Below are 22,727 nucleotides of genomic sequence, written 5' to 3'. Positions count from 1 at the left end.
GGTGGCTCCTTCGGCTAACCGGTGGTGCGGTGGGTCACGTTCACGTCCAGGGCGCGGTCAGCGCCGACTCGGTGTCCGCGACCGAAGTACGGTACTGCGCCGCCCGCCCCGCCGGGACCAGGCCGGGCAGCAGCAGGAGCCACAACGCGCTGACCCTGCGCCGGAGTTCCCCGTACGGCATGCCGATCCCCGCCATCACCTCGATGCCGCAGGCGGCAGCGGCCACCGCCGACTCGATGCCCTCCCAGTGGTCGGCGCGCAGCTCGCCCGCGTCGCGGGCCTCCTGCAGCAGCTCGCACACCGTGGTGAGCCATGCCCGGTGGAAGTCGGTGACGGGCGGCTCGCTGCCCGCGCACTCCTTGGTGATCCTGAAGCTCGCGGGGAGGGCCGGCTCCTCGTGCAGGGTCCTGGCCAGCCAGTGGGTGAGGTCGACCAGGGCCTGGAGCGGCGGGACGCCCCGGCTGCGCAGCGCGTGCGCCTCCTCGCTGAGCATGGCGCCGCCGCGCTCCTGCACCGCCTCGGCCAGTTCGTCCTTGGAGGCGAAGTGGAAGTACAGCGCGCCCTTGGTGACCCCGGCCGCCACGGCGATGTCGCCGAGCGTCGCGTTGGCGTAGCCGTTGCGCTGGAACAGCTGGGCGCCCGCGTGGACGAGCCTGCGGCGGGTCCGCTCCGAGCGTGCCTGCACCGACCGGGCGCCGCGCCCGGCGGCGGGGCCGGTGGTGCTCCGTGCCAACGCCACGTCAGCCCACGCGGGCGAGTCGGGTGTCCGTCGCGTCGGGGGCGGGTTTCACGGGGTGCTCCGGGCCGGCCATGAGGATGGAGCGCTGCAGGGCCCGCAGGGCGGTGGAGGGCTCCAGGCCCTGTTCCCGTACGAGGGTGGCGCGCAGCCGCTGGTAGACGTCCAGGGCCTCGCCGCGGCGCCCGGAGCGGTGCAGGGCGAGCATGAACTGCCCGTGCAGGTTCTCGTGGGTGCGGTAGCGGCTGGCCAGCACGGTGAGCTCGGCGAGCAGTTCGCGGTGGCGGCCGAGCCGGATGTCGGCGTCGATGCGCTGGTCGAGCGCGCAGAGCCGGCTCTCCTCCAGCCGCCGCGTCTCCATCTCCAGCTGGGCGCCGCCCTGTACGTCGGCGAAGGCGGGTCCCTGCCACAGGGCGAGGGCCTCGCGCAGCAGGCGGGCGGCGCCGGGGAAGTCCCCGGCGTCCATGGCCCGGTAGCCCATGCCCGCGAGCCGGTCGAATTCCCGGATGTCGCTGGCCGCGCCGCCGCTGTCGAGGAGGTAGCCGCCCGGGAGGGTGACCAGGACGTCCTTCGCCGTGCGCACGGGCGTCCCGTCCTCGCTGCCGGAATCGCCCGCGACCTCGGCGCCCTCTCCCTGGCCCAGGGCCGTGGAGATCATCGCCCGCAGCTGCAGGACGTACGTCTGCAAGGTGGTCCGCGCGCTGCGCGGCGGCTTGCCCGCCCACAGCTCCTCGGTCAGGGCCGAGACCGGGACCACCTGGTCCGCGTGCAGGGCCAGCAGTGCAAGAACCTGGCGGGGCTTGGGAGCGGTCGGCGTGATCGAGACCCCGTTCACCCGCACCGCAAGCGCGCCCAGAACCGTGATGTCCACGCCCTACTCCCCTGTCCGTGGATGAACCACCGCCAGTAGAAAACAGCACGGCCGGTTTGTCAATACCAAACCGGTCGTACCGTTTTCGCCCGGAACGCTCGATCATCACCCTGATCAGGGACGGGAGTTGAGAAAATGGGGTCCCTGGAGGGGGAGATTGCCAGTGTCACACCCTCCATACCCCCGCCAGAAACAGTCCAAGCGGTTGTTTTTGAGACCGTGCCGAAACGGCTGTCTGCGCGTTGTCCCCTGCGCAGTCACATTCGCGGAGCCGGATCCGTCATGGCGGTACCGGCACGAAACGGGGCACCCGAGCCCCCGCCCCCCAAGGAGTCCCTGATGAACGCACGTATGGGCAACCCCGCCATCGTGGTCCCCGGCGCGATGCAGGCCCTGCAGGCCATGGGCAAGGCCGTCACCGCCACCGGCATCAGCGAGCGCACCCTGGAGCTCGCCCACATCCGGGCCAGCCAGATCAACGCGTGCGGGGTCTGCCTCGACATGCACCCGAAGATCGCGAAGAAGCTCGGGGAGACCGACGAGCGCATCCACGCGATCGCCGGCTGGCGCGACACCCCGTACTTCGACGACGCGGAGCGCGCCGCCCTCGCCCTCGCCGAGGCCGTCACCCGCGTCGCGGACACCAGCAACGCGGTCCCGGACGAGGTCTACGAGGAAGCCGCCAAGCACTACGACGAGCAGCAGCTTGCGGCGCTCATCCTCTCCATCTCCACCGTCAACGTCTGGAACCGCATCAACGTCGCCACCCGCCAGGTCGCCGGCGCCGCCTGGGGCTGAGCCCGGCCGCGCCCGGCGGCGGCTCACCCGCCCACGGCGCTCTTCGCCGCAGCGTCCGTCAGCACCGGGTCCGTCAGCACCTCGTCCGACAGCACCGCGTCCGTCAGCACCGCGGCCGCGCCCGTGTAGCCGGCCGGATCCAGCAGGGCCGCCAGGGCCTCGGCCCCGTAGTGGCGCCCGAGCACCCCGGAGGCCGCCAGGACCTCCGCGAGCGGGCGCCCCGAGGCCGCGGCCTCCGCCGACGCCTCGCTCATCAGCTCCTTGGCCTCGGCCTTCCCCAGCAACGGCGCCAGGACCGCCGCCAGTCGCTCGCTGACGATCTGCCCCCCGGTCAGCTCCAGGTTCGCCCGCATCCGCTCCGGGTGGACCCGCAGCCCGAGGGCCAGTTCCCGGGCCGTCGCGGCAGCGCCGCCGGCCAGCCTCAGACACTCCCGCAGCGGCTGCCACTCCGCGTGCCAGGCACCCGCGGACCGCTCGTCCTCCGAGAGCATGGCCTGCGCGAGCACACTCGCGTACGCGGGCACCTGCAGGGCCGCCGAGCGGATCAGCGTGGCCAGTACGGGATTGCGCTTGTGCGGCATGGCCGAGGAGATCCCACGGCCCGCCACCGCCGGCTCGGCCACCTCGCCGACCTCGGTGCGCGCCATCGACTGGACGTCCACCGCGATCTTGCCCAGGACGCCGGTGGCCAGGGCCAGTTCGGCGCCCAGCGCCGCGATCGGGGTACGGGCCGTGTGCCACGGCAGCCGCGGCGCGCGCAGCCCGCACTCGGCGGCGTACCGCTCGACCAGGCGCGGCGCGTACCCCTGCGGGTCCGCCACCGCATGCGGGCCGCCGCGGGCGTACTCGACGTAGCCGGCCAGCGTCCCGGCCGCGCCGCCCAGTTGGACGAGGAGCCCCTCCGCCCGCAGCCGGCGCAGCCGCGCCGCCGCTTCCTGCACCGCCACCAGCCACCCGGCGGCCTTCAGGCCGAAGGTGGTCGGCACCGCGTGCAGGCCCAGCGTGCGACCGGCCAGCGCCGTGTCGCGGTGCCCGGCGGCCAGCGTGCGCAGGGCGCCCGCCACCGCGTCCAGATCGGCCGTGATCAGGTCCACGACCCGGGCGGACACCAGCATCAGCGCGGTGTCGAAGATGTCCTGGCTGGTGGAGCCGCGGTGCACGAACTCGGCCGCCTCGGGGGAGTGCGCGGCCACCACGGCCGTGAACTCCCGCACCAGCCCCACCACCGGGTTGGCGGTCTCCCGGCTGCCGCGCGCGACGGCGACCAGGTCCAGGTGCTCCCGTACGGCCAGTTCGGATATGACGCGGGCCGCCTCCTTGGGCACGGTCCCCAGATCGGCCTGGGACCGCACCAGGGCGGCCTCGGCGTCGAGCATCGCCTGCAGCCACGCCTCGTCGGAAGTCGCCGCCTCCGCCGCCGTTCCCGCGCGTACGGGGCTCAGCAGACCGGAGTCGGCGCCGGACGGAAGTGTCACCTGGCCAGCTCCCCGACCGGGGCGAGGACGCTCTCGCTGTCCTGGAGCAGGCCCAGGACGGCGTCGGCTATGGCGTCCGAGTCCTGGAGGGTCACGGAGTCCACGCCGGGGCGGATGCCCGCCGCGGTGACCCAGTGCACCCACTCGGTCGGCACCCCGTACGCGTAGCGCGCCGGATGCGGCCGGCCCGCCGCGTCCACCACGCGGAACGGCGCACGGGTCACGTCCAGGCCGCCCGTCTCGTGCACCTCGCCGCCGGGCCCGGGGATCCGGTACGTGCGGCACTGGCCGGTGCCGAGCAGGTGGAGCAGCAGCGGATCGGCGGTGGCGCGCAGGTCGATCTCCGGCAGGCGCGCCTCGATGAGCGTGTCCGCCCGGACCAGGGAGCCGGGCACGAGGGCGGACTCCACCGTGAAGGCACCCTCGGCGTCGTTGAGGCGCCGCAGCCGGGTCTCCGGACCGAGCACCTCCAGGACACCCGCCTCGATCAGCGCGATGGCCTCCTCGATCCGGCTCGCGGGCGGCCCGATGGAGAGGAAGGCATTGAGCGGGGTGTACCAGCCGTCCAGGTCCCGCCCGTACGAGCCGCCGCTCAGACCGCCGTGGTCGATGATCTGGCGGACCTCGTTGCGCAGGTCCCGCAGCACGTCCAGGGCAGCCTTCAGCGGCCCGTCCACATTGCCCTCGCGGGCCGCGGCCAGGTCCTCGCGCAGGTGGTCCAGGAGCCAGGCGCGGAAGTCCCCGGGCTTGGTGAACGCCTGCCCCTCGTACGGCTTGGCGATGCGGGCCCAGTCCCACCGGCGGTCGGCGGCGATACCGAACCGGTCGAGGATCTCCTCCTCGCGCGAGCTGCCCGGGGAGGCTCCCAGATAGGCCGTGCGCAGCGCCCCGGCCTCGGTGTGCCGTCCCTCGGCGGCCAGCAGCGCGGTGTAGTAGACCGTCTCGGTCTCGCGGGCGATCAGCGGCCACAGGTCCCGGCGGAAGTCCAGCCCGCCCTCCCGCCGCGACCTGCTCCGCAGGGCGCGGACCGTCTCCGGGGTCAGGACGAGCGGCATGTGGCGGCCGTGCGCGCCCTTCTGGTTCTCGCCGCGCGAGTGGAAGGGCAGGCCCCGTCGGGACCCGGCGACGAGCTTCGGCTCCCGCCCCGAGGGCAGGTAGACCAGGCGCTCGCCCTGCCGCTCGAAGCGGCCGCCGCGGCCGTGGGTGAACAGCGCCATGTAGTCGAAGAAGTTGAGGCCCAGGCCCAGCAGCGCCACCGTCTCCCCGGGGCGGACCGCCGAGAGGTCCGCCTCCGCCGGGTTCACGGGGGTGACGTAGTGCAGGCCGTTGCGGCGGGCGAAGCCGGCGCGCTCGCGCTGGCTCCTGGACTCCCGTACGGGCACGTGCCCCTGGGCGAGCACGACGGCGTGCAGCCCGTCGAGGCGGGTGCCGTCGGCGAGCCGTACGCTCTGCGTGCCCGTGCGCGGGTCGTCGTCCAGGGCCACCGCGCCGGAGCCGTGGACGACGGTGCGGACCCGGTCGGGGGCGGTCTTGACGACCCGTCTGAACACCCATTCCAGGTAGTGGCCGTAGAAGGCGCGGGTCGGGTACGAGTCGGGGCCCAGGGCGCGGGCCTCGGCCATCACCGACTCGGGGTGGTTCCAGTCGTCGACCGGACCCATGAGCGTCAGGAACCGCGCCCATTCGTAGAGGCTGGGGCCGGGGGACAGCGGTCCCTTCAGCGTCACGCTCTCGTCGGTGAACAGGGTGACCTGGCTGGCCACCGTGTTCATCAGCAGGTGCTGCGACTGGTCCGTGCGCCACACCTGCCCCGGGCCCGGTGGGCAGCGGTCGACCACGTGGACGGTGATGGGTTCCTCACCCCCTTCGGCGGCCTGCGCGCAGATCCGTTCGAGAACGGAGAGCCCGCGGGGTCCGGCGCCGATGAGGCAGACGTCGAGCTGCCGGCTGGTCATGGTCACTCTCCACTGGTCCGTGTATCCGGTGTGCCATCCACGTCGGTCGGAGCTCGGGGCAGCGCCCCATGACGGCCCGGTCAGAGCCGTTCCGTTCCGAAACCCAGGCTGGATCACGCTGCTAGAGGCGCTCAGGAGGCGCTCAAGAGCGGCTCAGGAGGCGGGACGGAGAAGACCGCCCACCGAACGGAGCCCCCCAGGTCGGCGGCCTGGGGGGCTCGGGGCAGGCGGTGGTCAGCGGGGACCCAGGCCCAGGTCCCGCACCACCTGCCGGTACTGCTCGATGAGCTGGGGCCTGGCCTGGTGGACGGCCGGCGGGAAGTTCTCCACGAGCAGGTCGTAGCCGCGTGCGAGGACCGGGTCCTCCAGCAGGCCGAAGACCATGTGCCCGCCGCCCTGGGGGCCGCCCGCGAGGATGGCCTTGCGCAGCCGGTCGATCTCGCTGCCGCCGACCCCCGGGAACAGGTCCCGTACGACCGGCTCCTCGGTGTCGAGGTGGGCGGCGAGCACCTTCTGCACGCGGCGCGCGGCCGCCGCGCCCTCGCGGGCCGGCCGGCCGGCGGAGGCGAGCGTGGCGAGCGGGCCCAGCGCGGCGAGTTCGTCCACGGCCGCCTGCAGCGCGTCCAGTTCCGCGTTGAGTTCCGCGTGCTCGTCCTTGAGGGTGTCGAAGTGCGCGCCCTCCTGCGGGTAGAGCTCGCGCAGCACCGGCCAGAACAGGTCGTCCTCGCTGATGTGGTGGTGGTGGGTCAGCTCCACCAGCCAGCCGGCCGTCCACACCAGGGTGGGGATGTCGACGGCCGCGCCGTCGGTCAGGCACTGGAAGGAGCCGGCGACCAGCTCCGTGCCCCGGCGCAGTATGTCGTGGGCCGAGAGGAACTCCTGGTACATGCGGGCGCCGGGGTTGAGGCCGGCCGACGCCGCCTCGGTCACCGCCGCCACGACGTCGTGGCGCTGGATCCGGTCCACCGCTTCCACCACCGCGTGCATCGACGCCGCGGGCGCCTGCCCGGGCTGCCCGGGCTGCGGAGCCTGTCCGCCGCCGGCCGGCGCGGGGCCGCCCTTGCCGATCCGCTGCGCGCCGCCCGCCCGGGCGCCCTCGGCCACCTCTGCGGTGTAGGGCAGCCGCAGCTCCTCGTACCGGCGCAGGGCGGCGGCGACCCGGCCCGGACCGGCCGGCTCGCGCCGCAGGAAACCGGCCAGCGCCACCGCGTCCTCGATGGCCTGGCTGGCGCCCTGGCCGTGGTGGGGGAGCATCGGATGGGCCGCGTCCCCGAGCAGGGTGGTGCGCGCGGTGCTCCAACGGGCCAGCGGCTCGCGGTCGTACAGGGACCAGTGCCCGGCCTCGGCCACGGCCCCGGCCAGTTCGCGTACGGCGGGCTCCCAGCCGGCGAAGGCCGCCGCCAGCTCGCGCCCGTCGCCCCGCCGGGTCCAGGAGTCCCCGCGGTCGGCGGTGTCCGCCACCACGGCGACGAAGGACAGCTCGCGCCCGGAGCGGACCGGGGCGGCGAGCAGCCGCTCCCGCGCGCCGGTCCACACGTACATGGTCTCGGCGGCCCGCCCGCCCAGCGAGGGCAGCAGTTCCACGGGCACCACCCCGCGGATCGCGGCGGTGCCCGACCACACCGGGGCGTCGGACGCGGCGGCGAGCCGGCGGCGCACCACGGAGTGCACTCCGTCGGCGGCGACCAGCAGATCGGCCCGCCCGCGGGTGCCGTCCTCGAAGTCGAGGCGCACCCCGTCCTCGTCCTCCTCGAAGCCGACGAGGCGCCGGCCCAGGTGCACCGTCTCGGCGGGGACCTGGTCGGCGAGGATGCGGTGGAGGTCCGCGCGGTGGACCGTGTAGTGCGGGCTGCCGTACTCGGCCTCCCAGGCGGCCCCCATCGGCTGCCGGTTCACCGCAAGGCCACTGTCCCAGAGCCGGATCTCCAGGGCCTCGGGGCGCACCGCGACCTCCCGCAGCCGCTCCTCGAGCCCGAACCGGTGCAGCAGCCGGGCCCCGTTGGGCGCCAGGTGCAGCCCGGCCCCGACCTCCGACAGCTCCGGGGCCTGCTCGTACACGTCGACCTCCAGGCCGGCCCGGCGCAGCGCCATCGCCGCGGCCAGGCCGCCGATGCCCGCGCCGACGACCGCCACGCGCAGGGTCTCGTCGCTCATCCGGATCTCCTCACTCGGGTACTCGGGGTACCCGGGGATGCGTGCTGGACTGGAACTCGCGGGGGGAAGTGCACGGGGCGGCGTCGCAGGAGGCGGCCTGGGACATGCCCCGGACAGACCGACGGGCGGCCAGGCCACCGCTGTGAGCTCGGTGATCTGGCCGCCCTTCGGATGGCGCCCGGTGCCGGGTCAGATGCTCCAGCGGTTGATCTTCGCGTAGGCGGGGACCCACGCGTTCTCGTACGCTGCGCGGGCCGGCTCCGGGAGCACCCGCAGCACGGTCGCGCTGTCCGACTCGGAGGCACCGTCGAGCAGCCACGGCAGGTACCGCGGGTTGTCGGGGCCGATGCGCTGCGCGTGGGCCTGGCCGAAGCCCATGAGCAGCGGCGGGGTCGCGACGTCGTCGATGACCGGCAGCCCCTCGTCCTCCTCGTGCTTGAAGTGCCCGCCGAGGCCCGTGACGAGGGCGTCGACCAGGTCACCGAGGCGCTCGTGCCCCGCCGGGTCGGCCAGCGCGGCGTCGATCGCGTCCAGCATCGGATCGATGGTCAGGTGCTCGGCCTCCAGCGCCTCGACGACCGCGAGGTCGTCGGGGCGGCCGGCGAGCGCCTCCCGGATGCCCGGCCACAGCGCCTCGTCCTCGGCTCCGTGGTGGACGTGCAGGTAGGACTTGAACATCTCCCAACCCGCGGCGGTGCGCAGGATGGTGACGGGGTCGTCGCTGGTGCGGGCGGCCACCTTGGCCAGGTGCTCCAGCTCCCGCCGCAGCGCGTCGTGGATGACGAACATCATGGTCATGTCGTGCTTGAAAGTGGCGCTCATGGCTCTTCCTTCCGAGGTCCCCGTGCGCCGCCTCACGGCGGGCACTCCCGACTCACCGGGCGGCGCCGCTCAGGGCAAGTGCCGGGCACTCTGGGGGGAAGGACGTGTCCGCGCGCTCAGCTCCCCGTCACGCCGTACCCACGCCTGACCCCCGGCGGCCCTCGCCACCCGGCGGGCCCGTGCGCTTCACAGTACGGCGCCCCGCTGCGCCCCGGCGGCGCTCTCCACCGTCTCTCGAGCGGTCCCGAACCAGGCCTCCAGCGCCGCTCGAAGGCTGCCGCCGTCCGGCGCGGCCCACGCCACGTGGCCGTCGGGCCGCAGCAGCACCGCCTCGGGCAGCCGCAGCCCGCCGGGCGTCAGCTCCGGGTCCCAGCACCCCTCGACCACGTCGACCCGGTCCGACCAGGCTCCGGCCAGCTCCTTCAGCTCCGCGTCGCCCTCGCCGCCGGTGAGCACCAGGACGCCGCGGGCCGCGTGCAGCAGTTCGGCGACCCGGGTACGGACGCCGTCCGCGCGCTCCAGCTCGTGGTCGGGCAGCCGCAGCCCGGCCAGCGGGTGCCCCGGGGCGCCCGTGTCGTAGCGGACGTCGATCCCGCTGACCAGGCCCGCCAGGTGCCGGGCCACCTCCGGGATCTCCACCAGCTCGCGCATGACGGCGCGCAGCGGCTCCATCTCCTCGCCGCTCAGGTACAGGCGGGTCTGCGCGCGGGTGTTGCGCATCAGCCCCTCGCCCACCGGGTGCCGCTCGGACTGGAAGGTGTCCAGCAGGCCCTCGGGGGCCCAGCCCTTGACCGTCGCGGCCAGCTTCCAGCCGAGGTTGGCGGCGTCCTGGACGCCCACGCTCATGCCCTGCGCGCCGGCCGGCATGTGGATGTGGGTGGCGTCCCCGACGAGGAACACCCGCCCGCTGCGGTACTCGGAGGCCTGGCGCGTGGTGTCGGTGAAGGAGCTCACCCACCGGGCCTCGGCGCCGTGCACGTCCTCGCCGGTCATCCGCTGCCAGGCGTCGGCGATCTCGGCGAAGGTCAGCTTGCTCTTGTCCTCGTGCGGGCGCAGCTTCTCGTCGTGGATGACGATGCGGTCCACGCCGTCCTCGAGGTTGAAGGCCATGACCATGCCGCCGGGGACCTGCTCGCCGATCGGCCGCTGGCGGATGTTCGCCCCGACCAGGTCGGCCATGTACATCCCGCGGGTGGCCTCCCACCCGGGGAAGTCGATGCCGGCCAGCTTGCGCACGATGCTGCGCGCCCCGTCACAGCCCACCAGGTACGAGGCGCTCTCCTCGCCCCGCCCGTCCGGGCCCTCGTACTCGACGACGACGCCGTCCGCGCTCTCCCGGAAGCCGATCACCTCGTGCTCGCGGCGGACGGTGACCCCGATCTCGCGCACCCAGGCCTCCAGCAGGGCCTCGGTGCGGAACTGCGGGATCCCGCGCACGCTGTAGTGGTTGTCGTCGAGCTTGCTGAAGTCGATGCGCACGCCGCCGAAGTGGCCCTGCGCGTACTCGACCTCGCCGAACCGGGCGAGCAGCCCGCGCTGGTCGAACACCTCGGCCGCACGCTTGGTGAAGCCGACGCCGCGTGACTCGCCGCTCGGCGCGGGCAGCTTCTCGAAGACGACGACGTCCGCTCCGCCGAGCCGGATCTCGCCGGCGAGCATCAGCCCGACCGGACCCGCGCCGACGACTATTACGTCCTTGCCCATGGCTTCGTTCTCCTCGTGCAGCAGATGGATGAAGGTCGGTCAGACGAAGAATTCCGACAGCAGCCGGATGACCGGCTCGGGCTGCTCCTCGGGGAGCCAGTGCAGGGTCTTGTACAGCTTCACCACCCGCACGTCGGGGGCCAGCGAGGGGAGCACCTGCTCGAACTCGTGGTGGCTCACCGGGGAGGCGATCCCGAGCAGCGGCACGGTGAGCTTGCCGTACGTCGCCATGTCCTCGATGTCCTGCGGGAAGGCCCGGTACCAGCCGTTGGTCGCCCGGATCTGCTCGGGGGTGTCGTAGGCGCGGGCGAAGATGGCCCGGTCGCGCGGGCTGACCGAGGCCTGGTCGTAGAGGGAGTTCTCGAAGAGCCAGTCGACGACGTGCCGCATCCGGCCGGCGATCAGCTTCTCCGGCAGGCCCTGCGCCTGGTTGAAGCCCCACCACCACATGGAGACCCCGGTGCCCGGGCGGCGCAGCAGCGGCATCGAGTACTTGCTCTCGCCCGGGTGCATGACGTCGAGCAGGGCGAGCTTGCGGACGGCCTCGGGGTGGTTGACGGCGAAGCTGAACGCGACCATGGCGCCGATGTCGTGGCCGGCCAGGTTGACGCTCTGGTAGCCGAGGTGGTGGACCAGGGCGCGGATGTCCGCGGCCATCGACTTCTTGTCGTAGCCGCCCTCGGGGCGGCTGGAGCCGCCCATCCCGCGCAGGTCGACCGCGATGACGCGGTAGCGGCGGGCGAGCTCGGGCATGATCTTGCGGAATTCCCACCAGGTCTGGGGCCAGCCGGGCAGCAGGACCAGCGGCTCGCCCTCGCCTCCGGCGACGTAGTGCAGCCGTACGCCGTCCAGGTCCGCGTACATGCTTCTGAAGTCGCCCGGAAGCGATCTCGCCAGTTCCTCGTCGGTCGGGCTCTCCAGCCCGGTCAGGTCCTCGATCGAGCCCGTTTGCTCGTCCACCGTCGTCATCTCGTACCTTTCTCGGCTCTGTGCTGTGCTGTGCCGTGCTGGGCCGTGGGGTGCCGTGCCGTGCGGGGCGGTCCGTCAGCCGCGGAACGCGGGCGCGTTCTCCTCGGCCCACAGGGCGAAGGTGCGGCCGGGGTGGCCGGTCAGCTCTTCGATGTCGCCGGTGAGCGGCAGCGGCTCGGTGTCCTTGGACCACAGGACGAGCAGCTCGTCGGCGATGTCGGCGGGGATGTATCCGGCGCGGCCCGCCTTCCACTCCTCGGGCGTCACGACGCGCACCGGGATCGAGCGGCCGGCGGCCTCCTCGACGGTGCGGACCTGCTCGGCGAAGGTGAGCGCCTGGGGTCCGGTGAGGTGGTAGGAGCGCCCTTGGAACCGGGTTTCGGTGAGGGCGGCCAGCGCGGCCTCGGCGATGTCCTTCTCGTTGACCGGGTCGGCGTAGCTGTCGGGGAAGGGCAGGCTGACGAAGCCCGCGCCCTTCAGGGCCCACGCCCAGGGCAGGCAGTTGCCCGCGAGGGCGCCGCAGCGGAAGGCGGTCGCCGTGATGGTGGAGGCCTCCAGCGCCTGCTCGACGACCAGGTGCGGGGCGGCGATGCAGTTGTCGGCGGCGTCCGGGAGCAGCACCGCGTCCGAGGACATGATCACCACGTGCCGGACCCCGGCGGCTTCGGCCTCCTTGACGAAGGCGTCGATCTCGCTGGGCTCGCAGTACAGGAAGACGGACTCGACGCCGGCCAGCGCGGCCCGGAAGCCGGACGCGTCGTCCAGGGCGAGCGGTACGGACTCCACGCCCTCGGGCAGCGAAAGCTTCGACGGGTCGGCGGATCCGGCCCGGACGGCGATGCCGCGGGCGTGCAGGAGGCCGATGAGGTGGGAGCCGACCTTGCCGCGGCTTCCGGTGACGAGGATGGTCATGACGTGGGTCCCTCCGGGACGCTCGGGTGACGGCTGGCCGTGCTCGACGGGCTGCGGACCGGCCCGGTCACTCGACCGGGCCGGTCCGCCGCGTACGGGGATGGTGTTCGGGGGGTGTCCGCGCACGTGGGGGTGGGGCGCGGGGGTGCGGTCGCTCAGGCCGGGCCGAACCAGCCCTTGAGCGCGTCCGACAGGTCGCCGCCGTCCGGGGCCGCCCAGACGGCGTACCCGTCGGGGCGGATCAGCACCGCGCCCGGCACGGGGATGCCGCCCGCGGTCTCCGTACGGCTCCACGCGCCGGTGACGATGTCGATCCGGTCGGCCCACGCGGCGGCGAGCTCGCGCTCCTGCGCAAAGCCCTCGGTGGTGACGAGCACGCCCCGGGCCGGGTACAGCAGTTCGGCCACCGTCGTCACGCCGCCGTCCGCGAGCCGCAGCTCCAGACCCGGCTCCACGCGCAGACCCAGCAGCGGGTGGCCCGTCGCTCCGACCTCGTAGCGGATGTCGAGCCCGCTGACCTCGCCGGCGAGGTGGCGCGCCGCCTCGGGGATCTGCACCAGCTCGCGCATGACGGCGCGCAGCGGCTCCATCTCCTCGCCGCTCAGGTACAGCAGCGACTGGGCGAGGGTGTTGCGCAGCAGCTTGACGCCGACCGGGTGGCGCTCGGACTGGTAGGTGTCCAGCAGGCCCTCGGGGGCCCAGCCCTTGACCGTCGCGGCCAGCTTCCAGCCGAGGTTGACGGCGTCCTGGAGGCCCACGCTGACGCCTTGGGCGCCCATCGGGGCGTGGTCGTGCGCGGCGTCGCCGGCGAGGAAGACCCGGCCGCGCCGGTACACCTCGGCCTGGCCCTGGGCGTTGGTGAGCGCGGTCATCCAGCTGGCCGAGGCCCCGTGGATGTCCTCGCCGGTCACCCGCTGCCAGGCGTCGGCGAGCTCGGCGTAGGTCAGCTCGCCCTCGCCGTGGTGCGGACGCACGCCCGGCTCGTGGACGACGATGCGGTCGGTACCCGGCTTGGTGGAGACGGACAGGACCATGCCGCCGCCCGGGATGCGCTCGCCGATGGGACGCGGGCGGACGTTCGCGCCGACGACGTCGGCGAGGTACATGCCGCGGGTGGCCTCCTCGCCGGGGAAGGCGATGCCGGCCAGCTCGCGCAGGGTGCTCTTGCCGCCGTCACAGCCCACCAGGTACGAGGCGCTCTCCTCGACCCGGCCGTCAGGTCCCTCGAACTCGACGACGACCGAGTCCCCGCTCTCGCGGTAGCCGACCAGCTCGTGTCCCCGTACGACGGGTACGCCGATCTCCTCCAGCCAGTCGCCGAGCATCGACTCGGTACGGGACTGGGCCAGGCCCATCACCCCGTAGTGGCTCTCCTCCAGGGAGTCGAAGTTGATCCGCACGCCGCCGAAGTGCCCGTGCTGGCCCCAGCGGAACTCCCCGATGCGCGAGAGCAGTCCGCGCTGCGCGAACACCTCGGCCGTGCGTCCGGTGAAGCCCAGGCCGCGGGACTCACCACTGGGCGCGGGCAGTTTGTCGTACAGGACGACGTCCACACCGCCGAGCCGGAGCTCACCGGCAAGCATCAGCCCGACCGGACCCGCGCCGACGACTATTACGTCCTTGCCCATGGGTTCGCTCTCCTCGTGCAGACTCGTGCGTTCGGCGAAGTGGTTCATCCGGAATCGTGGTCAGTTCTGGTGGAGCCCTGGCTGAATCCCACCTGCGGGCGCCTCAGCCGGCCAGTCCCGCCAGCCGCAGCAGCAGCGGTTTGACCCCGGTCGCCTCCATCGGGCCGCCCACACCGTCCGGCCGGGAGCAGATCAGCAGGGGGGCGTCGGCCTCCTGCGCGGGCAGCCGCCCGTGGCTGCCGCGCACGGGGGAGGGGTCGAGCGCAACGACAGCCATCCGGTAGCGCATTCCGAGCTTCTTGCGGGCGAGCGCCCGGGCCGCCTTCACCTTGACGTAGGGATCCTCGGGGTCCATGAACAGCTCGGCCGGGTCGTAGCCGGGCTTGCGGTGGATCTCCACCTGGCGGGCGAAGTCGGGCGCGCGGGCGTCGTCGAGCCAGTAGTAGTACGTGAACCACGCGTCCGGCTCCGCCACGGCGACGAGCTCCCCGGAGCGCGGGTGGTCCAGTCCGTGTTCCTTCTTGCCGCGGTCGTCGAGGAGTTCACCGAGGCCGGGCAGGTCCCGCAGCGCCTCGCGGGTGGCGTCCACGTCCTCGGGGCGGCGTACGTAGACGTGGGCGATCTGGTGGTCGGCGACGGCGAAGGCCCGCGACGCCGCCGGGTCGAGGTACTCCATCCCGTCCTGGACGTGAACCTCCAGCAGCCCGGCCCGGCGCAGGGCGCGGTTGATGTCGACGGGCCGGCTGACCGGGGTGATGCCGTACTCGGACAGGACGACGACGGTGCGCCCGGCGCGGCGGGCGTCGTCCAGCAGCGGGGCCAGCGTCCGGTCGAGGTCGGCGGCGGCCCGGTGGGAGCGGGGGTCGTCGGGGCCGAAGCGCTGGAGGTCGTAGTCGAGGTGGGGCAGGTAGCACAGGGCGAGGTCGGGGCTGCGCGTGGCGAGGACGTGCCGGGTGGCGTCGACGATCCACCGGGAGGAGACGAGGTCGGCGCCCGGCCCCCAGTAGTGGAACAGCGGGAAGGTGCCCAGGCGCTCGGTGAGCTCGTCGTGCAGCTGCGGCGGGCGGGTGTAGCAGTCGGGTTCCTTGCGCCCGTCGGAGTAGTAGACCGGGCGCGGGGTGACCGTGATGTCGGTGTCGGCGCCCATCGCGTACCACCAGCAGATGTTGGCGACGGTGTAGCCGGGGTGGGAGCGGCGGGCCGCGTCCCAGATCTTGTCCCCGCCCACCAGGGCGTTGTGCTGGCGCCACAGCAGCACCTCGCCCACATCGCGGAAGTACCAGCCGTTGCCGACGATGCCGTGCTCGCTGGGCAGCGCTCCGGTCAGGAAGGTGGCCTGGGCCGAGCAGGTCACCGCGGGCAGCACGGTGCCCAGCGGGGCCCGCGAACCGGCGGCGGCCAGCTCCGTCAGGCGCGGCATGTGCTCCAGCAGCCGGGGGGTCAGGCCGACCACGTCCACGACGAGCAGGGGCGTGGGTTCGGTGGTCTCCGTCATAGCAGCTCCGTCAGTCCCAGGTCGGTGAGCAGGTCGCGGGCGAGGGCGAGTTCGGCGGCGATGCCGTCGGCGAGGGTGGCCGGGCCGTCGGGCCGCAGTCCGGCCGGCAGGGCCTGCCAGGTGTACGTCTCCACTTCCAGGTGGTGCGTACGGGCCGGGCCCGAGCCGAGGAGTCCGGTCAGCGCCTCGCGCAGCACGGGCAGGGTGGAGGCGAGCGGCGGCGCCGGGTCCGCGTGCAGGGGCAGGTGGAAGTGGGCCCGCCAGGGCCCGGTGTCGGGCAGCGCGCCGCCGGACAGGGCCTCGCCGAGGTCGTCGGCGCCGTGCAGCCGGCCGTGGCGGTCCAGGGTGCGCGTCTGGTGCAGGAAGCGGGGCTCGGCGTACGCGGCGAGCGCGGCGCGCACCTCGGGCAGGTGCGGGTGCTCGGCGTGCAGGGCCGCCGACAGCTGGGCCTTGACCACCGGGATGCCGGCCTCCGCCAGCGCGTCGAGGGCGGTCTTCGGCTCCTCGAAGGAGGTCGCGAGGTGGCAGGTGTCCAGGCACAGCCCGATCCGCTCCCCGGCGGCCGAAGCCAGCGCGGCGACGGCGTCGGCGGTGGTCTCCACCGTGCAGCCCGGCTCGGGTTCGAGGCCGACCCGGATGGAGCGGCCGGTCCGCTCGTGGAGCTCGTCGAGGTGCGCGGCGAGCCGCAGCAGGGCCCCGCGGGCGGCGTCCGCGGCCCGCGGGTCCTCCTCGTACGGGGTGCGCCAGGCCAGCGGGAGCGTGGAGATCGACCCGTGGGAGACGTCCTCGGGCAGCAGCGCGGCGAGCACCGCCGCGAGGTCCTCGGTGTACGCGAGCCTCTCGGGCTCGGTCCAGTCGGGCCGGTACACCCGGTACTTGACGTGCTCGGCGCCGAAACCCTCGTACGGGAAGCCGTTGAGGGTGACGACCTCGAGGCCGCGGCGCTCCAGCTCCTCGCGCAGCCGGCGGAGCGCCGCCGGGTCGGCCGTCAGGGTGCGGGCCGCGTCCCTGGCCAGCCACAGGCCGATGCCGAGGCGCTCGCGGCCCAGCCGCAGCCGGACCGGCTCGCAGTTCTCGCGCAGCTGGGCCAGCACCCCCTCCAGGCTCTCCGCGGGGTGCACGTTCGTGCAGTAGGCAAGGTGGACGGTGGATCCGTCGGGGTGCCGAAAACGCATCGGTCATTCCCCGCCGCGGAGTATCGAGTTGCCGGCGTGCAGGGCCGCGGGCTGCGGGGCCTGGAGGTTCAGGCGTCCGCTGAGCCCGTAGAAGGCGACGGGGTTGCGCCACAGCACCAGGTCGACGGTGTCCTCGTCGAAGCCGGCCGCCAGCATGGCGTCGGCGACGCTGCGGGTCTTGAGCGGGTCGCTCTTGCCCCAGTCGGCCGCCGAGTTCACCAGGACCTTCTCCGGGCCGTAGGCGCGCAGGATGGCGACCATCCGGTCCTCGTCCATCTTGGTGTCGGGGTAGACCGAGAAACCGAGCCAGCAGCCGGCGTCCTTGGCCTCCTTGACCGTCGTCTCGTTCAGGTGGTCGAGCACCACCCGGTCGGCGGCCAGCGCCGACTCGCGGACCACGTCGATGGTGCGGCGCATCCCCTCCAGCTTGTCCCGGTGCGGGGTGTGCACCAGCGCCGGCAGTGCGTGGTCGGCGGCCAGCTGGAGCTGGGCGGCGAAGGCGGCGTCCTCCTCGGGGGTCATCGAGTCGTAGCCGATCTCGCCGACGGCGACGACGTTGTCCTTGACGAGGTAGCGGGGCAGCTCGGCGAGGACCGGCGTGCAGCGCGGGTCGTTCGCCTCCTTGGGGTTGAGCGCGATGGTGCAGTGGTGCGTGATGCCGTACTGGGCCGCCCGGAACGGCTCCCAGCCCAGCAGCGCGTCGAAGTAGTCGTAGAAGGAGGCCGGCGAGGTGCGCGGCTGGCCCAGCCAGAACGCCGGCTCGACGACGGCGCGCACGCCGGCCGCGTACATCGCCTCGTAGTCGTCCGTGGTGCGCGAGGTCATGTGGATGTGCGGGTCGAAGATGCGCATCAGTTCGACGCTGCCTCTCGGGTCAGGTTGAGTACGAGACGAAGGTCCGCGGGCACGGGCCGGCCGGCGGCCGTGCGCTCGGCCGCCTGGCCCTGGAGCATGCGGGCCAGTTCGCTGTCGCCGGCGGCGCGGCGGGCGAGGTCGGCGACGAAGGCCACGGGGACCGAGGTGAACAGGCACTTCAGTACGGCGTGCCGCCAGGCGTGCGCGTCCAAGTGCGCGGCGGCGTACGGGCCGACCGCGGCCGCCACCAGCCGGGTGTCGTTGGTGCGCAGCGCGTCCTCGACCAGCGGCAGCCCGTCGGCGGGGTCGAGGGACAGCCGCGGCAGCGCCAGGAGTACGGCGCGCCGCTCGGCCGCGGTGCCCTGCCGGTAGAGCCGTACGACGGTGGCGGCGCCCGGGCGGGCGGCCTCCAGCAGTTGGACGCGGGCCAGGTCGGCGGCCTCGTCGCCGCCGCAGCGGCGGCCCGCCTCGGCGAAGCGCAGCTCCCACACGGGCAGCCCGGCCGGGTCGGCGGCGCCGCGGTGCTCGCGGGCGGCGTCCAGGGCGGCGACGAGCCAGGCGCGGCCCTCCGGGGCGGCGATCCTGGACTCCATCTGGGGGATCGTCACGGGGTGCCTCCATCGCGCAGGAATCGCAGGGACCGGGCGGCCTGTTCGGGGCCGGCGTGGGAGTGGCGGGGCAGCTCCACGACGCTCAGGCCCCGGTAGCCGACCTCCTCCAGGGCGGCCAGCACGGGCGGGAAGTCGATCTCGCCCTCGCCGAAGGGCAGGTGCTCGTGGACGCCGCGGCGCATGTCCTCGATCTGGACGTGCCGCAGCCAGGGGGCGACCGCGCGTACGCAGTCGGCGGGCGGGCTCGCCTCCAGGCACTGGCAGTGCCCGATGTCGAGGGTGATGCCGAGGGCGCCCGGGCTGCCGAGTTCGGTGCGCAGCCGGTGGAAGTCGTCGAGGGTGGCGAGCAGATGGCCCGGCTCGGGCTCGATGGCGAGCGGCACCCCGGCGCTCTCGGCCGCGTCGAGGACGGGGCCGAGGGCGTGCGCGAGCGTCTTCCAGGCGGTGTCGGGGTCGCTCTCCTCGGGCCGGATGCCGCTGAAGCAGTGCACGGCGTGCGCGCCGAGGTCGGCGGCGACACGTACGGCCCGCACGAGCAGGGCCACCCGGGCCGCCCGCAGGTCGGGGTCCGGGTCCAGGAGCGAGGGGCCGTGTTTGCGGCGCGGGTCGAGGACGTAGCGGGCGCCGGTCTCCACGGTGACGTCGAGCCCGAGCCGGTCGAGGCGGCGGGCCACGTGCCGGGTGCGGGCGGCGAGGCCGGGGGTCATCGGGTCCAGGTGCATGTGGTCGAGGGTCAGGCCGACGCCGTCGTAGCCGAGGTCGGCCAGCAGGGCGAGGGCGTCGTCCAGGCGCAGGTCGGTCAGGCCGTTGGTGCCGTAGCCCAGGTTCAGGCTCATGTGGGGCTCACCTTCCGGGCGAGGCGCCGGGCCACGGGGACGAGGCCGGCGAGGACGAGCGCGGTACCGGGCGCCCCGGCCCGCGCGGCGAGCGCCGCCTGCAGCGGGATCATGGCCCGGATCCCTCCGCCGACGGCCCGCTGGGTGAGCGGCGGCGACGGATTGAGCGCCGCGTGCCACAACGGCCGCCCGGCGGTGGCGGCGTACATCCCGGCCATCCCGGCCCCGGCCGCCACGCGCAGCCGCTCATCTGCGCCGAGCGCCCGCAGCCCGGCGGCCAGACCGCCCGCCAGACCGCCCGCGGCGAGGTCCCGTACGCCGTTGCCGGCTCCGGCCGGGCCACCGGCCGCGCGCCGTCCCCGCAGCCCGGCGGCGAGCCCGGCCGCCAGACCGCCCGCGGCGAGGGCCCGCAGGGCGGGGGCGCCCGGCGGGGTGGGGCGGGAGAGGGCCCACAGGAGGGCGGACGGGCCGCGGCCCGCCAGGGACGCCGCCGGGCGCGACTCGGACGGCAGTTGGGCGCGGGAGGCCGCCGGCGCCACCGCGCACAGGACGGCCGAACCGCCCCCGGTGAGCACCGCCAGCACCGCCGTGTTGGCCAGCGCGGCCAGCGCCGTCGCGGGCGCCCCGCCCTGGGTCTCGCGCCGCGACACCGCGGTGACGGCGTAGGTGTGCACGCCCAGCATCCCCGCGGAAGCGAGCGCGGGCCGCAGCCCGCCGCCCCCCGCGCGCGGCCCCGCACCGGCTCCCGCACCGCCCCCCGCACCGGCTCCCGCGGCCACCCCGCCGGAGGCCACCGCGCCCAGCAGCAGGTCCAGCGACCGCGCCGCGGCCATCGCCGCCGGGCCCGCCGGGGTGTGCTTCAGGCCCAGGTCGTACGCCCAGACGGTGCCCGCCAGCACCCCCGCGACCGCCGCCGGCCGGCGCCCCGCGCAGGCCGCCAGCGCCACCCCGGCGGCCGTGAGCCCGCCCGCCGCGGCCAGCGCCGCGCCCGGCCGGATCCGCCCCGAGGGGATCGGCCGGCCCGGACGCTCCAGCGCGTCCTCCTCCCGGTCGGCCCAGTCATTGAGCGCCATCCCCGCCGAGTACAGGCACAGCGACGCCCCGACGGCCAGCGCCGTCCGCGGCCCGGGGCGCACCCCGGCCGCCGCGGCGCCCGCCAGCGCGTCCCCGGGGACGGTGAACAGCGCGGAGATCCGCAGCAACTGCGCCCAGGCCACCAGGCCCTCGCGTCCGCGTCCGCTCACCGCGCGCCGCCCAGCCGCGCGGCGAACGCCAGCAGCTCGTCGTACTGCCGCGACAGCGCGGCCTCGTCGCCGTCGGGGTCCTTGAAGTAGAAGCCCAGCTCCGGCAGCGGCCCGGCCAGCCCCACCTCGTGCGCCCGCGCGAGCAGCCGGGCCAGGTCCAGCACCAGTGGCGCGGCGAGCGCCGAGTCGCAGCCCTGCCAGGTCGTCTGGAGGGTCATCCGGGTCCCGAGGAACCCCTCGAAGGCGATGTGGTCCCAGGCCGTCTTCCAGTCGCCGAGCGCCGGCACGTCGTCGATGTGCGTCTGGCCCTCGGGCAGCGAGCCCAGCGCGTCCTGCAGCACCCGGCTCTTGCCCGCGTTCTTCGCGGCGGCCGCGGCCGGGTCGCCGCCGAGGGCCGCGCCGTCACCGCCGCCCAGCAGGTTCGCCCCCGACCAGGCCAGCACCCGCAGCTCCCGCTGCGCGAACATCGGCGCCAGCACCGAGCGCAGCAGCGTCTGCCCCGTCTTGCCGTCCCGTCCCGCGTACGGCAGCCCCGACGCGGCGGCCTCCGCCTCGGCCGCAGGATGCCGCAGCCCCGCCGAGGGCGTGAAGTTGACGTACGGGCAGCCCGCCCGCACGGCCGCGCGCGCGTAGAGCGTGCTGGCCGGCAGCCGCCCGGCACCCGCCACCGGAACCGGCTCGGTGGAGGCCACGTTGACCACGACCGTACGGGCCGTCCCGCGGCGGCGGGAGAAGTCCGCGATGTCCGCCGCGAAGGCGGCCACCAGCTCGTCGTCGGAGCGCCCGTCACCCGGCAGCGGCCCGCCCGTGCGTATCTCCGCGTCCGCGTCGGCCAGTTCCCCGTGCACCGCCGACACCAGCCCGTACGGCAGCACGCCGCCCGCGGCCAGCTCCTCGGCCCGCTTGGGCAGCGTCCCGGCGGCCACGTCGTGTCCGCCGAAGACCAGCGAGCCCAGCGGCGGCACCCCGCTGCCGGCGAACGCGGCGCTCTCGGTGACCAGTCCGGCCGCCGGCCACAGCCCCGCGGCCAGCGCGGCGCCCCCCGCGACCACCGTGGTGGCCACGGAACCGCGCGCCCCGATCAGCCACACTCCCGTCGTGGGACCGGGAGCGGCGCCGGGCGGATCGATGGCGGGGGCGGTGTCGGTGTCGGTGTCGATGGGATGCGGCATGGCCGGCCTCCAGAGCACGTCGGCGCTTGTCGTCCGCAGGCCTGGCTGGAATTGGACCTGCGGGACAAAAACGTAACCCCGGGCTCTCGAACCCACATCGAGAGCGCCGCGTTCTCGAGCCGACATCGAGACCGGCCCGAGCCGTTGTCATGCGACCGGCCCCACTCTGTCCTCCAGGATCCAGGATCGATTGCCGGCTCTCCGGAGGAAACTCATGCCCGCATTGCCACCCCCGCGCGTCGTCCGCACCGTAGAAGGGGTGCGGTCGGGTCTTCAGCGACTGACCCGGAAGCTCGCGCCCGCGCCGTTCGCGCTCCTCGAACTCGCCCAGGGCTCGATGGTCACCCAGGCCATCTACGCCGCCGCCGAACTGAACGTCGCCGACGCCCTGGCCGACGGACCGCTGACCATCGACGAACTGGCCGGCCGGGTCGAGGCCCACCCCGAGTCCCTCTACCGGCTGCTGCGCCTGCTCGCCAGCTACTCGATATTCACCGAGCAGAAGGACGGCCGCTTCGCCCTCACCCCGATGGGCAGCGCGCTGCGCTCGGACGTCGACATGTCCATGCGCGACACCGCGCTGCTGATGGGCCACCCCACCCACTGGGAGGACTGGGCCTTCCTCGTGGACTCCGTCCGCACCGGCGAGGCCAGCCTGCCCAAGCACCGCGGGATGGGCGCCTTCGAGTACCTGGAGTTCGACAAGGAGTACGGCGAGGTCTTCACCAACGGCATGGGCGGCATGTCCGTCACCGAGACCCTGCCGATCGTGTCGGCCTACGACTTCTCCCGCTACGCCACCATCGTCGACTTCTGCGGCGGCCAGGGCGGCCTGCTGGCCGGCATCCTGGAGCGCGCGAAGAACAGCCGCGGCATCCTGGTCGACCCGCGCATCGAGACCAACGGGGCCCACGAGTTCCTCGCCGGCGCCGGGGTCGCCGACCGCGTCACCGTCGAGAACCGCGGCCTGTTCGACGTCCCGCCGTCCGGCGGCGACGCGTACATCCTCAAGCACATCGTCCACGACTGGCCGGAGCACCAGGCCCTGGAGATCCTGCGCAACGTCCGCGAGGCCATCAGCCCCGACGGCCGGATCCTGCTCATGGAGATGGTGCCCACCCCGGGCAACTCGGCGCACTCCGCCAAGCTGATCGACCTGTGGCTGATGCTGCTGGTCGGCGGCAAGGAGCGCACCGAGGAGCAGTACGGGGAGCTGCTGGCCAGCGCCGGATTCGAGCTCACCGGCGTCCACCAGACCGCAGCGGCCATCTCCATCATCGAGGCCCGCCCGGTGTGACCGGCCGGTTTTGGCACC

The 22,727-nt window shown here is 74.2% G+C and carries 19 protein-coding genes; 2 read left to right on the top strand and 17 right to left on the bottom strand.

Annotation, left to right across the window (positions count from 1 at the left end; genetic code table 11):
* Positions 1 to 40: 40 nt before the first annotated feature.
* The gene (locus ACFWBF_RS21275) at positions 41 to 733 is read right to left on the bottom strand and encodes a ScbR family autoregulator-binding transcription factor (protein WP_385603993.1); all 693 of its coding nucleotides are present in this window, start codon (positions 731 to 733) and stop codon (positions 41 to 43) included.
* Positions 734 to 740: 7 nt separating this feature from the next.
* The gene (locus ACFWBF_RS21270; protein WP_385603990.1) at positions 741 to 1,607 is read right to left on the bottom strand and encodes a BTAD domain-containing putative transcriptional regulator; all 867 of its coding nucleotides are present in this window, start codon (positions 1,605 to 1,607) and stop codon (positions 741 to 743) included.
* 339 nt (positions 1,608 to 1,946) lie between these two features.
* Here ACFWBF_RS21270 and ACFWBF_RS21265 point away from each other — a divergent pair, with 339 nt between their 5' ends.
* Positions 1,947 to 2,405 carry a carboxymuconolactone decarboxylase family protein gene (locus ACFWBF_RS21265; protein WP_377779134.1) on the top strand — a complete coding sequence of 153 codons (459 nt, stop codon included), beginning with the start codon at positions 1,947 to 1,949 and terminating at the stop codon, positions 2,403 to 2,405.
* 23 nt (positions 2,406 to 2,428) lie between these two features.
* Here ACFWBF_RS21265 and pcaB read toward each other — a convergent pair whose 3' ends face one another.
* From pcaB to ACFWBF_RS21190, 15 genes are all read right to left on the bottom strand, one after another.
* The gene (gene pcaB, locus ACFWBF_RS21260; RefSeq protein WP_385603987.1) at positions 2,429 to 3,880 is read right to left on the bottom strand and encodes a 3-carboxy-cis,cis-muconate cycloisomerase; all 1,452 of its coding nucleotides are present in this window, start codon (positions 3,878 to 3,880) and stop codon (positions 2,429 to 2,431) included.
* The gene (locus tag ACFWBF_RS21255) at positions 3,877 to 5,835 is read right to left on the bottom strand and encodes an FAD/NAD(P)-binding protein (protein WP_385603985.1); all 1,959 of its coding nucleotides are present in this window, start codon (positions 5,833 to 5,835) and stop codon (positions 3,877 to 3,879) included. The genes pcaB and ACFWBF_RS21255 overlap by 4 nt, the downstream gene beginning before the upstream one ends.
* Before the next feature lie 234 nt (positions 5,836 to 6,069).
* Positions 6,070 to 7,989: an FAD-dependent monooxygenase gene (locus tag ACFWBF_RS21250; protein WP_385603983.1), complete on the bottom strand. Its 1,920-nt coding sequence runs from the start codon at positions 7,987 to 7,989 to the stop codon at positions 6,070 to 6,072.
* A 189-nt stretch (positions 7,990 to 8,178) separates the two neighbouring features.
* A complete protein-coding gene (locus ACFWBF_RS21245) occupies positions 8,179 to 8,811 on the bottom strand; it encodes a hemerythrin domain-containing protein (RefSeq protein WP_385603980.1) in 633 nt (210 codons plus the stop codon).
* A gap of 186 nt (positions 8,812 to 8,997) precedes the next feature.
* Positions 8,998 to 10,515 (bottom strand): FAD-dependent monooxygenase, encoded by a 1,518-nt coding sequence (locus ACFWBF_RS21240; RefSeq protein ID WP_385603977.1) that lies wholly within the window; start codon positions 10,513 to 10,515, stop codon positions 8,998 to 9,000.
* A 39-nt stretch (positions 10,516 to 10,554) separates the two neighbouring features.
* The gene (locus ACFWBF_RS21235; protein ID WP_385603974.1) at positions 10,555 to 11,475 is read right to left on the bottom strand and encodes an alpha/beta fold hydrolase; all 921 of its coding nucleotides are present in this window, start codon (positions 11,473 to 11,475) and stop codon (positions 10,555 to 10,557) included.
* Between the two features lie 84 nt (positions 11,476 to 11,559).
* Positions 11,560 to 12,396, bottom strand: a complete 837-nt coding sequence (locus ACFWBF_RS21230; RefSeq protein WP_385603972.1) for an NAD(P)H-binding protein — start codon at positions 12,394 to 12,396, stop codon at positions 11,560 to 11,562.
* Between the two features lie 155 nt (positions 12,397 to 12,551).
* Entirely contained in the window at positions 12,552 to 14,072 is a 1,521-nt protein-coding gene (locus ACFWBF_RS21225) for an FAD-dependent monooxygenase (RefSeq protein ID WP_385603969.1), read from the bottom strand.
* Between the two features lie 55 nt (positions 14,073 to 14,127).
* On the bottom strand, positions 14,128 to 15,519 hold the full coding sequence (locus ACFWBF_RS21220; RefSeq protein WP_385603966.1) for an alkaline phosphatase family protein: 1,392 nt from the start codon (positions 15,517 to 15,519) through the stop codon (positions 14,128 to 14,130).
* Positions 15,516 to 16,694, bottom strand: a complete 1,179-nt coding sequence (gene eboE, locus ACFWBF_RS21215; RefSeq protein ID WP_385603963.1) for a metabolite traffic protein EboE — start codon at positions 16,692 to 16,694, stop codon at positions 15,516 to 15,518. The genes ACFWBF_RS21220 and eboE overlap by 4 nt, the downstream gene beginning before the upstream one ends.
* A 3-nt stretch (positions 16,695 to 16,697) precedes the next feature.
* On the bottom strand, positions 16,698 to 17,546 hold the full coding sequence (locus tag ACFWBF_RS21210; protein ID WP_385603960.1) for a TatD family hydrolase: 849 nt from the start codon (positions 17,544 to 17,546) through the stop codon (positions 16,698 to 16,700).
* Positions 17,546 to 18,142, bottom strand: a complete 597-nt coding sequence (locus ACFWBF_RS21205; protein WP_385604064.1) for an EboA domain-containing protein — start codon at positions 18,140 to 18,142, stop codon at positions 17,546 to 17,548. Before ACFWBF_RS21205 ends, ACFWBF_RS21210 begins: the two co-directional genes overlap by 1 nt.
* Positions 18,143 to 18,153: 11 nt before the next feature.
* Complete coding sequence (locus ACFWBF_RS21200) at positions 18,154 to 18,996, bottom strand: sugar phosphate isomerase/epimerase family protein (protein WP_385603957.1); 843 nt, start codon at positions 18,994 to 18,996, stop codon at positions 18,154 to 18,156.
* A complete protein-coding gene (locus tag ACFWBF_RS21195; protein ID WP_385603954.1) occupies positions 18,993 to 20,240 on the bottom strand; it encodes an SCO3242 family prenyltransferase in 1,248 nt (415 codons plus the stop codon). Before ACFWBF_RS21195 ends, ACFWBF_RS21200 begins: the two co-directional genes overlap by 4 nt.
* Positions 20,237 to 21,412: an inositol-3-phosphate synthase gene (locus ACFWBF_RS21190; RefSeq protein WP_385603951.1), complete on the bottom strand. Its 1,176-nt coding sequence runs from the start codon at positions 21,410 to 21,412 to the stop codon at positions 20,237 to 20,239. Before ACFWBF_RS21190 ends, ACFWBF_RS21195 begins: the two co-directional genes overlap by 4 nt.
* Before the next feature lie 259 nt (positions 21,413 to 21,671).
* Between ACFWBF_RS21190 and ACFWBF_RS21185 the strand changes: the two genes are divergently transcribed.
* On the top strand, positions 21,672 to 22,709 hold the full coding sequence (locus ACFWBF_RS21185) for a methyltransferase (protein ID WP_385603948.1): 1,038 nt from the start codon (positions 21,672 to 21,674) through the stop codon (positions 22,707 to 22,709).
* The last annotated feature ends 18 nt before the right edge of the window (positions 22,710 to 22,727 follow it).

Source organism: Streptomyces sp. NPDC060028, assembly GCF_042736725.1.
Lineage (GTDB): Bacteria > Actinomycetota > Actinomycetes > Streptomycetales > Streptomycetaceae > Streptomyces.
This window is presented reverse-complemented; position numbering and strand designations above follow the sequence as displayed.

What these genes read in the sequence shown, in the direction of transcription:
- ACFWBF_RS21265 (WP_377779134.1), top strand. Translation starts at nt 1,947, where the DNA reads ATGAACGCACGTATGGGCAACCCCGCCATCGTGGTCCCCGGCGCGATG.
- ACFWBF_RS21255 (WP_385603985.1), bottom strand. Translation starts at nt 5,835, where the DNA reads ATGACCAGCCGGCAGCTCGACGTCTGCCTCATCGGCGCCGGACCCCGC.
- ACFWBF_RS21250 (WP_385603983.1), bottom strand. Translation starts at nt 7,989, where the DNA reads ATGAGCGACGAGACCCTGCGCGTGGCGGTCGTCGGCGCGGGCATCGGC.
- ACFWBF_RS21245 (WP_385603980.1), bottom strand. Translation starts at nt 8,811, where the DNA reads ATGAGCGCCACTTTCAAGCACGACATGACCATGATGTTCGTCATCCAC.
- ACFWBF_RS21240 (WP_385603977.1), bottom strand. Translation starts at nt 10,515, where the DNA reads ATGGGCAAGGACGTAATAGTCGTCGGCGCGGGTCCGGTCGGGCTGATG.
- ACFWBF_RS21230 (WP_385603972.1), bottom strand. Translation starts at nt 12,396, where the DNA reads ATGACCATCCTCGTCACCGGAAGCCGCGGCAAGGTCGGCTCCCACCTC.
- ACFWBF_RS21225 (WP_385603969.1), bottom strand. Translation starts at nt 14,072, where the DNA reads ATGAACCACTTCGCCGAACGCACGAGTCTGCACGAGGAGAGCGAACCC.
- ACFWBF_RS21220 (WP_385603966.1), bottom strand. Translation starts at nt 15,519, where the DNA reads ATGACGGAGACCACCGAACCCACGCCCCTGCTCGTCGTGGACGTGGTC.
- eboE (WP_385603963.1), bottom strand. Translation starts at nt 16,694, where the DNA reads ATGCGTTTTCGGCACCCCGACGGATCCACCGTCCACCTTGCCTACTGC.
- ACFWBF_RS21210 (WP_385603960.1), bottom strand. Translation starts at nt 17,546, where the DNA reads ATGCGCATCTTCGACCCGCACATCCACATGACCTCGCGCACCACGGAC.
- ACFWBF_RS21205 (WP_385604064.1), bottom strand. Translation starts at nt 18,142, where the DNA reads ATGGAGTCCAGGATCGCCGCCCCGGAGGGCCGCGCCTGGCTCGTCGCC.
- ACFWBF_RS21200 (WP_385603957.1), bottom strand. Translation starts at nt 18,996, where the DNA reads ATGAGCCTGAACCTGGGCTACGGCACCAACGGCCTGACCGACCTGCGC.
- ACFWBF_RS21190 (WP_385603951.1), bottom strand. Translation starts at nt 21,412, where the DNA reads ATGCCGCATCCCATCGACACCGACACCGACACCGCCCCCGCCATCGAT.